Origin of the sequence: Nocardia carnea (assembly GCF_029868325.1) — a bacterium.
In the GTDB taxonomy this organism is placed as follows: Bacteria; Actinomycetota; Actinomycetes; order Mycobacteriales; family Mycobacteriaceae; genus Nocardia; species Nocardia carnea_C.
On sequence record NZ_JARWNW010000315.1, the window covers coordinates 24,984 to 38,459 of the forward strand.

11 protein-coding genes and 1 pseudogene are annotated in these 13,476 nt (G+C 69.5%); 6 read left to right on the plus strand and 6 right to left on the minus strand.

Going from position 1 to position 13,476, the window contains the following annotated elements:
• Nucleotides 1-3 precede the first annotated feature (3 nt).
• Both QH196_RS31560 and zapE read right to left on the minus strand, forming a co-directional pair.
• On the minus strand, nucleotides 4-819 hold the full coding sequence (locus QH196_RS31560) for a tyrosine-protein phosphatase (protein WP_348538126.1): 816 nt from the start codon (nucleotides 817-819) through the stop codon (nucleotides 4-6).
• A 141-nt stretch (nucleotides 820-960) separates the two neighbouring features.
• Nucleotides 961-1,977, minus strand: coding sequence for a cell division protein ZapE (zapE, locus tag QH196_RS31565; protein WP_280419505.1), 1,017 nt, complete (start codon nucleotides 1,975-1,977; stop codon nucleotides 961-963).
• 35 nt (nucleotides 1,978-2,012) lie between these two features.
• Here zapE and QH196_RS31570 point away from each other — a divergent pair, with 35 nt between their 5' ends.
• From QH196_RS31570 to msrB, 4 genes are all read left to right on the plus strand, one after another.
• Nucleotides 2,013-2,777, plus strand: a complete 765-nt coding sequence (locus QH196_RS31570) for a pyrimidine reductase family protein (RefSeq protein WP_280419506.1) — start codon at nucleotides 2,013-2,015, stop codon at nucleotides 2,775-2,777.
• Nucleotides 2,778-3,192: 415 nt separating this feature from the next.
• Nucleotides 3,193-4,743, plus strand: coding sequence for an alpha/beta hydrolase (locus QH196_RS31575; protein WP_280419507.1), 1,551 nt, complete (start codon nucleotides 3,193-3,195; stop codon nucleotides 4,741-4,743).
• A 96-nt stretch (nucleotides 4,744-4,839) separates the two neighbouring features.
• Nucleotides 4,840-6,171, plus strand: a complete 1,332-nt coding sequence (locus tag QH196_RS31580) for a glycosyltransferase family 87 protein (protein ID WP_432279584.1) — start codon at nucleotides 4,840-4,842, stop codon at nucleotides 6,169-6,171.
• 43 nt (nucleotides 6,172-6,214) lie between these two features.
• Nucleotides 6,215-6,667 carry a peptide-methionine (R)-S-oxide reductase MsrB gene (gene msrB, locus QH196_RS31585; RefSeq protein WP_084492599.1) on the plus strand — a complete coding sequence of 151 codons (453 nt, stop codon included), beginning with the start codon at nucleotides 6,215-6,217 and terminating at the stop codon, nucleotides 6,665-6,667.
• 94 nt (nucleotides 6,668-6,761) lie between these two features.
• Here the strand turns inward: msrB and hemQ are convergent, their stop codons facing one another.
• From hemQ to hemE, 3 genes are all read right to left on the minus strand, one after another.
• Nucleotides 6,762-7,457, minus strand: a complete 696-nt coding sequence (hemQ, locus tag QH196_RS31590) for a hydrogen peroxide-dependent heme synthase (protein WP_280419509.1) — start codon at nucleotides 7,455-7,457, stop codon at nucleotides 6,762-6,764.
• A gap of 448 nt (nucleotides 7,458-7,905) precedes the next feature.
• Nucleotides 7,906-9,273, minus strand: a complete 1,368-nt coding sequence (locus QH196_RS31595; RefSeq protein WP_280419510.1) for a protoporphyrinogen oxidase — start codon at nucleotides 9,271-9,273, stop codon at nucleotides 7,906-7,908.
• A gap of 125 nt (nucleotides 9,274-9,398) precedes the next feature.
• Nucleotides 9,399-10,454 carry a uroporphyrinogen decarboxylase gene (hemE, locus tag QH196_RS31600; RefSeq protein WP_280419511.1) on the minus strand — a complete coding sequence of 352 codons (1,056 nt, stop codon included), beginning with the start codon at nucleotides 10,452-10,454 and terminating at the stop codon, nucleotides 9,399-9,401.
• A gap of 208 nt (nucleotides 10,455-10,662) precedes the next feature.
• On the opposite strand from hemE, the gene QH196_RS31605 reads away from it, so the two are divergent.
• Together QH196_RS31605 and QH196_RS31610 are read left to right on the plus strand one after the other, a co-directional pair.
• Nucleotides 10,663-11,298 (plus strand): DUF3000 domain-containing protein, encoded by a 636-nt coding sequence (locus tag QH196_RS31605; protein WP_280419512.1) that lies wholly within the window; start codon nucleotides 10,663-10,665, stop codon nucleotides 11,296-11,298.
• A gap of 38 nt (nucleotides 11,299-11,336) precedes the next feature.
• The gene (locus QH196_RS31610) at nucleotides 11,337-12,707 is read left to right on the plus strand and encodes a ribonuclease D (protein ID WP_280419513.1); all 1,371 of its coding nucleotides are present in this window, start codon (nucleotides 11,337-11,339) and stop codon (nucleotides 12,705-12,707) included.
• 7 nt (nucleotides 12,708-12,714) lie between these two features.
• Here the strand turns inward: QH196_RS31610 and QH196_RS31615 are convergent.
• A pseudogene (locus QH196_RS31615) lies at nucleotides 12,715-13,341 on the minus strand (transketolase C-terminal domain-containing protein); the annotation flags it as partial.
• Nucleotides 13,342-13,476 lie beyond the last annotated feature (135 nt).

Here is a 13,476-nt window from a genome sequence, read left to right on the forward strand (position 1 = left end):
GTCTCAGCCGAGCATGCGCGCCTCGAGCGCGTCGATCTCGGCGGCGCTCAGTCCCAGACCCTCGCTGACGTAGCGGTCGAAATTGCCGTAGCTGCGCTGAACCTGGTCGAAGGCCGAATCGAGCCACGCCTGCTCGACCCCGGCCAGCCCGTCACCGGGTGCGGCGTGGCGGTAATGATTGGACAGCAGGAAATCCGCGGTGACGGTATCGCGGTCCACGCCGAGAACGGTGAGCAGTACCGCCGCCACCCAGCCGGTGCGGTCCTTGCCCGCGGTGCAGTGGAACAGAACGGACCCGCCGTCGGGGGCATGGCCGGTCTCGATGATATCCCGGAGCACCGCGGCCACCGCCTGGTTCGCGCCCGGAGCGGTGATGAAGGCCCGGTACAGATCGGCCCCGCCGGCCAGGGTCGACATCAGCTCCGGCAGCGGGGCGGCGCCGATCACGTCGTACCAGTTGGCCTGGGCGCCCGCCGGAATCCGGTCGGGGGCGAGGGCGCGCTCATACACCGTGCGCAGATCGTCGACCTGCCGGACTCCCAGCCGGTTCAGTTCGGCCAGATCGGCCGGGGTGAGATCGGTGAGCTGATCGGTGCGGAAGGCGATTCCGGTGCGGACGGTCCGGCCGTCGGCGGTGCGGTAGCCGCCCACGTCCCGGGCATTCGGGGCGCCGGCCAGATGCAGCGACCGATCCACCTGGAGCAGCTCGGCGGCGGCCGGCGGATCGGCGAGGCCCACCGCCGTCGCGGGACCGAATCCGACCAGCAGGCCCGCGAGTACCGCGGCCGGTACGCGCGCGCAACGATGAACCATGGCCATGGCCGGACTCCCCTCGATATTCGACGGCATCCCCCGAGGGGCGCCCGGTTCAGCAAACCAACCGCGAGCCACGAGGTCAACCACGTAACGGCGTGGCGCCGCGCGTCCCCGGACCACGCGCCCGACGGTCATCCGATGCGGTCAGGCCGCGACCTCGAACCGGGACAGCGCCAGCAGTCGGGAGATCGCCCGCAGATACTTCTTGCGGTACCCGCCGTCCAGCATCTCCTGGGAGAAGATCTCGTCGAGCTTCGCCCCGGATACGGTGACGGGTGTACCGGCGTCGTAGAGCCGGTCGGCCAGCACCACCAGGCGCAATGCGACGGCCTGGTCGGTCACCGGATGTACGCCCGAGATCAGCACCGCGGGCACCCCGTCGACGAGTGCGCCGTACTTGGACGGATGCAGGGTGCTGAGATGCCGCAGCAGGGCGTCGAAATCGTCGAGGGTCGCGCCGGGTGTCGCCGCCGCGCGATCCGCCAATTGTTCCGGGCTGCTCGGTTCGGGGGCGGGCGGCAGATCGCGGTGCCGGTAATCGGGACCGTCCACCCGCACCGTATCGAAGATCGAGCCCAGCTTCTTGATCTCGCGCAGGAAATCCTGGGCGGCGAAGCGGCCTTCCCCGAGCTGCCCGGGCAGGGTGTTGGAGGTGGCCGCGATGGAGACACCGGCCGCGGAGAGTTCGGTGAGCAGGCGGGACACCAGCATCGTATCGCCGGGATCGTCCAGTTCGAACTCGTCGATGCACAGCACGCTGTTGGCCGACAGCCGCTCCACCGCGTTGGTGAAACCGAGCGCGCCCACGAGGTTGGTGAGCTCACCGAAGGTACCGAACGATTTCGGCGCCGGGGCGCTGTGGAAGATCGAGGCCAGCAGGTGGGTTTTGCCGACACCGAACCCGCCGTCCAGGTACAGGCCGGCCCCCTGGGCCTGTTTCTTCTTGCCGAACAGCGATTTCTTGTGCGAGGCCTTGTGGATGGCGGCGACCTTGCCGGCGAATGCCCGGCCCGCGGCCACCGCCGCGGCCTGGCTCGGCTCGTTGGGGTCGGGAATGTAGGTGTCGAAACCGACCTCGTCGAACATGGGCGGCGGCACCATCTGGGCGACCAACTGGTCGGCGGGGACCTCCGGGCGGCGGTCGACGAGGCGTTCTTGCATGGATGCAGCCTAATGACGTGATATGAGCTGTTGTTATGCAGCGTAGCCCCGATGCGATCCAGCTCACAGACCTCGACAACGAGGCCCTGACCGATCTGTACGCCTATCCGGCCGAACGGGAACGGAGTTGGCTACGCGTCAATTTCGTCGCCAGTATCGATGGTGCGGTGACGGGGACGGGCGGGGTGTCGGAATTCCTCGGCACACCGGCCGACAAACGGGTGTTCCATCTACTGCGCGAACTCGCCGAGGTGGTGCTCGTCGGTGCGGGGACCGTCCGCGCCGAGAACTACGGCGGCGCCCAGACCGACCCGCACTTTCGTCGCGACCTGTATCTCCGGGGTGTGGGCGGCCATCCGGACGGTGCCCCGCCGCCGATCGCGATCGTCACCGCATCCGCCGCGGTGGACCCGGCGCACCGGGTGATCACCACGGCCGTCACCCCGACGCTGATCCTGACCACCGCCGCCGCACCGTCCGCATGGAAGCGAGCGCTCGCGGACGCGGGCGCGGAGGTGCTCGAGGTCGGGGACCGTCTCATCGAGCCGCACGCCCTGCCGGCCGCGCTCGCCGCCCGCGGGTTGCGGCGCATCCTGTGCGAGGGCGGGCCGCAGTTGTTCGGGGCGCTGGCGGGAGCAGGTGCCGTCGACGAGCTCTGCCTGACCACCGCGCCGCTGCTCATCGGCGGCGGGGCGCGGCGGATCGCGGTATCGCATGAGGAATTCGCCCGCCGGATGACCCCGGCGCATGTGCTGTTCGATACCGACGGAACGGTCCTCACCCGCTGGGTCCGGGCATGATTCCCGGGCCGCAGCCGGTCCGCCCGCCGAGCGATATCGCCGGTCTTCGCCGAGCGACAGGGTCGCTGGGACAGCGGCCGGATGTCGGCGAAGCCGGAGGTATCCAGCAAGAGCACGTATTCCGTACCCGCTCGCCCTCGGCGGACTGCGCTACTCGGGTGCACGGCCGTCACCGCAGACGCACGGCGGACTCCCTGTGACGCCTGGGATCGCTCCACTCGAAATCCTCACGCGACTCCACCCCGGGCATGCCCACCGGCCTGCACACGCAGGTAGGTGGACTCCGTGCGAGCACGGCGATCATCCGCTGGGCGAGCACAGCGGACAGCTGGGAGCGGCGATACCAGGCGGAGTAACGCACGCCGGCGGTGTCCCGCTCAGGCGAATCCAGACCGGACCTGGCAGGCTGTAACGCATGCGCTGGACTCGGGCAGTGGTGCCGGCCTCGGCACTCTTGATCATGATCGCCGGCTGCGGCGCCGGACCTTCGGACCGTCCGCATGTCGCTGTCGAACGTCCGCCGGTACCAGGCGATTCCGCGCCCTCGGCCGAGGTTCCGCCGCCGCCCGCGGCCGAGGTTCCGAAAAACGAGCTGGCCTGGCGCGACTGCACCCGCGAGACATTCGACGAGCTCGGCCTGGGCCCCGGGCCCAGCGGTCTGGTACTCGAATGCGCGGATTTCTCCACCCCGATCGACACCGCGGGCACGGTGCGCGGCAATTTCCGTGCCGGGGCGCTGCGCGCACGCCTCCCGCAGACCCCCGCCGACGCACCCCCGCTGGTCCTGACCTCCGGTGTCGACCGCTCGTCCACCGCCACCCTCGCGGGCATGGCCACCGGGCCCGCCGGTGCGCTGCTGGCCGCCCGGCCTGTCGTCGCGGTGGACCGCCGCGGTATCGGCAGCTCCCAGGCGATCGACTGCCTGCCCGACGATATCCGCACCGGCCTGCAGGACAACGCGCAATTCGCGCCCGGGGGCGACCCGGTGGCCGCCATGGTCGACATGTCCCGGAACGGAACCATCGCGTGCCGGGATTTCCTGCAGCCCTACGACGGCACCTTCGACGCCGCCCACGCCGCCGACGATATCGAGCAGCTGCGCCGGGAATGGGATGTCGAGCACATCGCGCTCCTGGGCACGGGCAGCGGCGCCCAGGTCGGTCTCGAGTACGGGCGCAAATACGGTGATCGGCTCGCCCGGCTGGTCCTCGACTCCCCCACCCCCGTCGGCGTGGACACCGTCACCCGCACCGAAACCGCGGTCCAGGGGGCGGAAGCGGCATTGAGCGCGTTCGCGCAACAGTGCGCCGGGATCGCCTGTTCGCTCGGTCCCGACCCGCGGGCGAAGGTGACCGAACTGGTCGGCAAGGCCGCCGCCGGCCAGCTGGGCGACATTTCGGCAAACGCGGTCCGCACCGCGGTGACCGGCTTCCTCGGCAGCCCGCGCGCCGACCAGTCGAGCCGGGTCGCCGAACTGGCCGATGCGCTGTCCGCGGCGGACCGGGGCGATCGGGGCCCGCTGCAGGCGATCATCGACCGGCAGGAGGAGGCCACCGCCGGCGACGGCCAATTCGTCAACAGCTGCACCGATATGCCGCAGCCGCCGCCCGCGCCCCAGGTGACCGATCTGTCGGCGATCTGGGCCGAGAAGTATCCCGCATTCGGCCGGTCGGCCGCAGTGTCGATGCTGGTCTGCTCGGCGTGGCCGGTGAACGAGGCGCCGCCCGCGCTGGAGAAACTGGAGCTGCCGGTACTGGTTCTGTCCGGCGCCGCGGACCCGGTCACCGGCGCCGCCCAGGCCTCGGTGACCGGCGCACTCGGCGCCGCCGGCGCCCGGCATTCGACCATGATCTGGCAGGGCTGGGGTCATCCGGTCAGCGCCCATTCCGGGTGTGCGCAGACTGCCGTCGTCGAATACCTGAAGGACGGCAAACTCCCGGGCGACGGAACCGCCTGCCCGGCCTGACCACCGTCCGCACCGCCCGGCCCGATGTGCGTCTGACCGGCGCGTCGAGGGTGGGTCCCGGCAACACCACGGCACCGTCCGGTGTACCGTGCCGTGGTGTTCCTTCGACAGCTCGAGCCCCGCACCGCTCGAACCACCGCCGACGTGATCCGGTTCGCGCTCTGGCCGCTGGCAATCATGACCGTGCTGAACCGGGTGTTCATCAAGGCTGTCAACGGTTTCGTCACCGACGACTACAAGCCGGTGTATCAAGCCTCGCTGGACTTCCTGAACGGGCGTGAGGTCTACACGGCGAATTTCGATTCAGTGGACCCGCACTACCTGTATCCGCCCAGCGGCACCCTGCTGATCGCCCCGATCGCGGTGATCGACTACGAGAAGTCGCGCTGGCTGTTCATCCTGCTCAATGCGGTCGCGATCCTCATCGCCTGGTATCTGCTGCTCAAACTGTTCAACTACACGCTGCGGTCGATCGCCGCACCGGCGCTGCTGCTGGCAATGTTCATGTCCGAGACGGTGATCAACACACTGGTGTTCACCAACGTCAACGGTTGCCTGCTCCTCGCCGAGATGCTGTTCCTGATGCTGCTGCTACAGAGACGCGATCTCTGGGCCGGCGTGATCCTCGGCTTGAGTATGGCGGTCAAACCGACCCTGGCGCCCCTGCTGTTGATAGCTCTGGTGCGCAAACAGTGGACACTGGTCGCCACCGCGGTGGCAGTGCCGATCGTGCTCACCGGTGTGGCCTGGCCGCTGTCCAAGGATCCGGAGGCGTTCTTCTCCCGGACCACCCCGTACCTGATGGAGACCCGCGACTACTTCAACAGCTCCATCCCCGGCAACGCCGAGTACTACGGGTTGCCGCCGTGGTTGATGTGGGGCATCCGCGGGACCATGGCGGTACTGGTGCTGATCGCGCTGTGGATTCTGTACCGGTACTACCGCAAGGACGAGCTGTTCTTCGTCACGACCGCCTCCGGTCTGCTGCTCACCGCCGAGTTCCTGCTGCTGTCGCTCGGGCAGATGTACTACTCGATGCTGCTGTTCCCGTTCCTCATGTCGGTGGTGCTGCGCAATTCGGTACTGCGCAACTGGCCGGCCTGGCTGGCGGTATTCGGGTTCATGTCCTACGACAAATGGCTGTCGGACCGCTGGCCCGATATCGGCCGCAACCTCGAATACCTGCGGATCACCTTCGGCTGGGGTCTGCTGCTGATCGTGGTGTTCTGCGTCCTCGGCGACCGGTACCTGGCCGCCCGCAGATCCGGTCGGCTGCCGCATCTGGACCCGGAGTGGATGGCGACCGCACCCGATTCCCGGGAGACCACCGACGCACCCGCGGTCCCCAGCGGCGGCCGGGAGGAACGGCCCGCCGATCCGGCACCGGTTGCGTCCCGGCTCGCCGAACCCCAGAGCGTGCGCGGCTGAGCCGATACGAGACGCGGCGGCGGGAGCGTATTAGCGTGGAGGCATGAGTTCCGACGCGGACGCCACCGATACCTCCCTGCCCGCCCCGAAAATCCAGCTGACCCCGCAGCAGTGGCGGGCCAAACTGGATCCGATGGAGTACGCCGTGCTCCGGGAAGCCGGCACCGAGCGGCCGTTCACCGGTGAATACACCGACACCACCGCCGAGGGGGTGTACAGCTGCCGGGCCTGCGGTGCCGAACTCTTCCGCAGTTCCGAGAAGTTCGAATCGCACTGCGGCTGGCCGTCGTTCTTCGATCCGGCGGATTCGGACGCGGTGCTGTTGCGCGCGGACGATTCGCTCGGGATGCGCCGTGTCGAAGTGCTGTGCGCCAACTGCCACAGCCACCTCGGACACGTCTTCGAGGGTGAGGGATATCCGACACCCACCGACAAGCGGTACTGCATCAACTCGATCTCGCTGCGGCTGCACCCCTCGACCAGCTCAGCGGAGTGAGCTCCCCGTTTGCCGATCGGTACGTTACGTAACGACCGCCCGGTTCACATGCCCCCATTTTCCGGGGCCCGACCGGGCGGTCGGTATCGGTAGGTCAGGGCAGCGCGGTGACGAGCTGTTCGATCTCGACTCGCGGGCCGGTGAAGAACGGGGTCTCCTCCCGGACGTGCATACGCGCCTCGGTCGCCCGCAGATCGCGCATCAGATCGACGATCCGGTGCAGTTCCGGTGCCTCGAACGCGAGGATCCACTCGTAGTCGCCGAGGGCGAACGACGCGACGGTGTTGGCTCGCACATCGGCGTATCCGCGTGCTTCCTTACCGTGATCGGCGAGCATCTTGCGGCGTTCGTCATCGGGCAGCAGGTACCACTCGTAGGACCGGACGAACGGGTACACGCAGATGTAGTTCCCGGGATCCTCCCCCGCCAGGAACGCCGGAACATGGCTCTTGTTGAACTCCGCCGGGCGATGCAACGCCACATTGCTCCACACCGGGGTGCTGGCCCGGCCCAGTTCGGTGGTTCGCCGGAAATCCGCGTAGGCGGCCTGCAGATCCTCGACCCGCTCGGCATGGGTCCACACCATGAAATCGGCGTCCGCGCGCATACCGGCCACATCGTAGACGCCGCGGACCACCACATCCCGATCCGCGAGACCGTCGAAGAACGCCCGGGCCTCCTTGATCGCCGCCGCCCGGTCCTCACCCAGCGCACCCGGCCGTACCTGGTACACGGAGAACATGAGATAGCGGATGGTGGAGTTGAGAGCCTGGTAATCGAGTCGCGCCATACCCCTATCGTGCCACCCGAACGGAACCGGACCGCCTCCGCGTGTGTTATCTGCGTCGCCCGGCTCTGTCGAATCCCGGCAGCTCGCACGGCGCGCCGGTTCAGACTTCGGTCAAGATTCGTCACTCCAGCGCTGGACACCCGCTCCCTGGCTCCGCAACCGCGACCACCACCGAACGACCGAGGCGGGCGCAGTACACGTGTGGGTATGCCGATGGCGGCACCCCGCGGAGCCGATCGGGTTGCGGATACCGATCGCGCACTACGTAACCCACCAGGGCTCACCGACCGCGCCCTACTCCGGCCGAACTCACTCGGAGCTGACGTTCCCGCACCTTATCGATAGCACCCCTCGACTGTGACGCCGTCTTCCGCGGCACACCGAGCTGGTTTCGCGCCCAGGTCCCCTGCCCAGTGAGTGCCCGATTCCATCTGCGAAACCGTGTGGGTCACCGACCTCCGGAAGCCGCATCAGCGCACGCTGTGGCGATCCGGCGGGCCGCGGCGGTGGCCGAGGCGACACAGGCGGGCACGCCCACACCGTTCAGATACGCGCCGGTCACCGTGAGATCGTCGAGACCCGCCAGCCCGGCCTCGATTTCGGCGACCCGTTCGGTGTGGCCGGGTGCGTACTGGGCGAGCCCACCGGGCCAGCGCTGTACGACCGCCGAATTCGGGGTGATGGCGGCACCGGTCACGGTGGCGAGATCGGCGGTGGCGGCGGCGACGAGTTCGGTATCGGAGAGTGCGGTCGTGGTGTCGTCGCCGAAGCGCCCGAACGATACCCGGACCACCGCGGTATCTCGCGCCGCCAGATGCGGCCATTTCCGGCTCGACAGCGTGAACGCCTTGGCCCGCAGCGGTTCACCCGTCGCCACCAGCACCCCGGAGTTCTGCGGTAACGCGGTCTCCTTCGGCAGCTCGAGGACGACGAGGGCCGACGAGGACAGTTCGATTCCGGCGGCCGCCCGCGCGGACCTCGGGGCGACCTCCGCCAGCAATCGGGCGGTCACGGGCGCCGGGGTCGCGAGTACCACGGCGTCGAACTCACCGACCGGGTCCACGCGCCAGCCGCCGGGCACCCGGTGCAGGGCGTCGACCCCGGTACCGCGGATTGTGGTCGCCGCGGTCCGGTCCGCCAGCGCGCGGAGCAGCGCCCCGTAACCGTCGCGGAGCGCACCGAACACCGGGGCATCGGACGGCGGCGGCAGTAGCTCCGATACCGCGGCGGTGAGACTGGTGGCGCCCCGGTCGAGGGCTGCAGCCAGCGCGGGCAGGGCCGCGCGGAGACCGATCGAACGGGCCGTGCCCGCGTAGACGCCGCCGAGCAAGGGGTCGACACTGCGCGCTACGGTCTGCGCCCCGAACCGGTCGGCCACCAGGGAATACACATCGGTATCCGCGCCGGGCCTCCATCTGAAGGGACGGGTGGGTTCATCGGCGATCCGCGCCACTGTTTCCGGGTCGAGAAGTCCCGCAACCGAGTCGGGACCGGACGGGATACCCATCAGCGTCCGTTGCGGCAGCGGATGCGTCCGCCCGCCCGCCCACACCAGCGGCCGCAGCCCGGCCGGATGCACCAGCTGGTCGGCGATGCCCAGCTCCCGTAACAATGCCGGGACCTCCGGCCGCCGCCCCACGAACGCTTCCGCACCCAGATCGACCGGCTCGCCACCGACCGACCCCGTCCGCAGCACACCACCCAGCCGATCTCGGCCTTCGACCACGGTGAGGTCCGCCGCGGCGCCCAGCGCCTGCCGCAGCCGGTACGCCGCGACGAGCCCACTGATTCCCCCACCGACCACCGCGATTCTCATACCCCGACGTTAGCCGTTACTGCGGCATCGACCCCGCACCCCTCGGCGTACTGAAAGCGGACTACCGCATACCAGGCAAGGAACCGTCCGCCAGTGGACCGAGGCCGATCAGCGGGCGGTCGGCCTTACAGCTCGTGGACCAGCTCGACCAGCGCCGTCAGCACCCCGGGGTCGGTATCCGGGAGCACACCGTGGCCGAGGTTGAAGATATGGCCCGTGGCGCCCATCGCGACCGCGGAATCCGCTTCGTCGGCGATCCGCCGCGCCTCGGCCTCCACGACCGGCGCGCCGGCGAACAGCACGGACGGGTCGAGATTGCCCTGCAGGGCTTTGCCGGGGCCGACGCGGCGGACCGCCTCGGTGAGCGGCACCCGCCAGTCCACACCGACCACATCGGCGCCGGCCTCCCCCATCGCACCGAGCAGTTCCCCCGTACCCACACCGAAGTGGATCCGGGGTACCCCCGCGTCGGCGACCTCGGCGAAAACCCGTTCCGAATGCGGCAGGACATAGCGGCGGTAGTCGGCCAGGGACAGGGCGCCGGCCCAGGAGTCGAACAGCTGGACCGCATCCACCCCGGCGTCGAGCTGGGCGCGCAGGAACACGATGGTGATATCGGTGAGCACACCGAGCAGCGCGTGCCAGGAGGCCGGATCGCCGTGCATCATCGCTTTGGTGCGCTCATGATGCTTACTGGGCCCGCCCTCGACCAGGTAGGACGCCAGGGTGAAGGGCGCGCCGGCGAATCCGATCAGCGGGGTCTGCCCGAGCTCGCCGACCAGCAACCGGACCCCGTCGGTGACGGCGCCGACTTCCTCGGGCCGCAGGCGGGGCAACGCCTGGATATCGGCCGCGGTCCGCACCGGGGAGGTGACGACCGGGCCCACCCCGGGGGCGATATCGAGATCGATACCGGCCGCTTTCAGCGGGACGACGATATCGGAGAACAGGATCGCCGCGTCCACCCCGTGCCGGCGGACCGGCTGCAGCGTGATCTCGCAGACCAGTTCCGGATCGAAGCAGGACTGCAGCATCCCGATACCTGCCCGCAGTTCCCGGTATTCGGGCAGCGACCGCCCGGCCTGCCGCATGAACCAGACCGGCCGCCGGGCCGGTGCCGCCCCGGATGCGGCGGCCAGGAACGGGGCATCGGACAACTGGCGGCGCGTGTAAGTGCTCATCACCGGCCATCGTATGCGGCCCCGCCCGCCCCGGCGTGCAAGCCCGGACACACTGCCCGCCTGTCCTGGTCGCCGGACCGGCCCGCAACCGGATGGCCGGCGGGACAGTTGCGCGGTATTTACCACGAAGGGGCACGAACACCCAGCAACAACGGTCGCCCGGCGCGCCTCCGCACGCCCCGGCTACTACAGGTCTACCGTCACTCCCGTGACACCGCTCGATATCCGCGACGGCGCACCGAACGATGGGCCCGGCGACGAACCTGCATCGTTTCGCGCTGCCGTTTCGGCGATGGGCGCCGCGTCCGTACATCCGCGGATCGAATTGTCCGCGATCCGGCCGCCGCAGCGTCTCGCCCCGTATTCCTACGCACTCGGCGCCGAGGTGATCCACGAGGATTCGCCGGTGGTGCCCATCGATTCGGAGGGTGATGCGTTCGGCCGGCTGATTCTGCTACACGATCCGAACGGCGACGAGGCCTGGCACGGAGTGTTCCGGCTGGTCGCCTATATCCAGGCCGATATCGACGGCGCCCTGGCGGCCGATCCGCTGCTGCCGGAGGTCGCGTGGAGCTGGCTGGTGGATGCGCTGGAGTCGCACGACGAACCGTTCACCGCCCTCGGCGGAACGGTGACCTCGACCAGTTCCGTGCGCTACGGCGATATCGCCGGACCTCCCCGCGCACATCAGCTGGAATTGCGGGCATCCTGGACGGCCCGGACCACCGAGATGGCTCCGCACGTAGAAGCTTTCGGTGAAGTACTGGCCTATGCGGCGGGTCTGCCACCCGCGGGTATCACCGATCTACGGCCGTCGGAGTCCACCAACACCGACCGTGGTTGAATATCGGCCGTAGCCTCGGCCACGTAGAGTGGCCCTTTATGCCGGTAGTAGAGGAGCCCGAACACCTGTCCGGTGGCCACCCGGACGGTGGCGCCGTGCCGTCATCGGCGTCCGGGCCGGGGGTGGACAGCACACAGGCAGGTTCGATACCCGCGGGGGGGCTGCCCGAACCACCCGCTGCGGTCCCGCTGCTGGCCCCGGCCGACGGGATTCCGCCGGTCTGCGCAACCCCCGGCGAGGTCGCCGCGGCGGCGCAACGCCTGGCCGCCGGCACCGGCCCGCTGGCCGTCGACGCCGAACGCGCCTCGGGGTTCCGCTATTCGTCCCGTGCCTACCTGATCCAGTTGCGCCGCGCGGGGGCGGGCACGGTGCTCATCGATCCGATTCCGGTGACCGAGGCGCTGGGCCCGCTGGCGGAGGCGATCAACGGGCTGGAGTGGATTCTGCATTCCGCCGATCAGGACCTCCCCGGTCTGGCCGAACTGGGGCTGCGGCCGGCGAAACTGTTCGATACCGAACTGGGTGGCCGGCTGGCCGGATTTCCGCGCGTCGGCCTGGCCGCCATGGTCGAGCAACTCCTCGGGCGGGCGCTGCGCAAGGGACACGGGGCCGCAGACTGGTCGACCCGGCCGCTGCCCGAAGCGTGGCTGAACTACGCCGCCCTCGACGTCGAACTATTGCCCGAACTCCACGAAGCGGTGGCCGCGGACCTCGCCGACCAGGGAAAAACCGACTGGGCGGCACAGGAATTCGAGCATATCCGGCTCGCCGAACCCGCAGCGCCCAAACCGGAACGCTGGCGGCGCACCTCCGGAATCCACACCCTGCGCCGGGCCCGCCAGCTCGCGATCGTGCGGGAACTCTGGACCACCCGCGACACGCTGGCGCGCGGACGCGATATCGCGCCGTCGCGGATCCTCCCGGATTCGGCCATCATCGCCGCCGCGAACGCGGACCCCAAGAGCATCGGGCAGCTGCGCGAGTTACCGGTGTTCGGTGGGCCGCGGCAGCGCCGCTACTCACGGGAGTGGCTGGGTGCGGTGGAACGGGCCCGTGCTCTGCCCGACGAGGAACTGCCGCGGATGAGCCAGCCCTATGAGGGTCCGCCGCCGGTCAACCGGTGGGAACGTCGCGACCCCGCCGCGGCCGCCCGGCTCACCCGTGCCCGGGCCGCGATGACCGGGATCTCGGAACGGGTCACGGTACCGGTCGAGAATCTGCTCGCGCCCGATCTCGTACGCCGCCTGTGCTGGGACGGACTGCCCGATTACCGGCTCGGGCCGGAATCGGCGGGCGAGGTCGCCACGACGATCGACGGTTTCCTGAAATCGCACGGCGCCCGGCCGTGGCAGCGCGAACTCACGGTGGACGCCCTCGCCGGGGCACTCACCCAGGCCCCGGCGCAGTGAACCGCGGTCAGCCGGCGTTCAGCCAGCCGGCGACGCGGCGCGCGATATCGGGGGCCGTCAGCCCCAGGTCCTGACGCACCTGGGCGATACTGCCGTGGTCCAGGAACTCCTGGGGAATACCGATATCCCGGGCGGGTACATCGAGTCCGGCCGCCCGCAGGCGGGCCGATACGGTCGAACCGATCCCACCGTGCAGACCGCCGTCCTCCAGGGTCACCACCAGCCGATAATTCTCCGCGAGTTTCACGATGGTGTCCGATACCGGCAGCACCCAGCGCGGGTCGATCACCGTCGCGCTGATCTGCTCGGCCTCCAGCAGTTCCGCGGCCTGCAGTGCGGCCGGTACGAGCGAACCGACCGCCACGAACAGCACATCACCGCGCTGGGCCCGCGCCGACGGACCCTCGCGGTCCGGCAGCCACAGCACGTCCACCCCGTCGAGTCGTTCCACGGCCCGGATATCGGCGCCGACACTGTCCTTGGGGAACCGCAGGGCGGTGGGGCCGTCGTTGACGGCGAGGGCCTCGGTCAGTTCCTCGGCCAGGGTGGTGGCGTCGCGGGGCGCGGCCACCCGCATTCCCGGCACAATTCCCAGCAGCGACAGATCCCACATACCGTTGTGGCTGGCACCGTCCGGGGGGGGGGGTGGGGGGCGGGGGGGGGGGCCGGGGGGGGGGGGGGGGTGTGAAAAACCACAACCCAACAAAAAAAAAAGATAGGGGGGGGGGGGGTGGGGGTTTTATAGGAGGCCCCCCCCGAGGACGCCCCC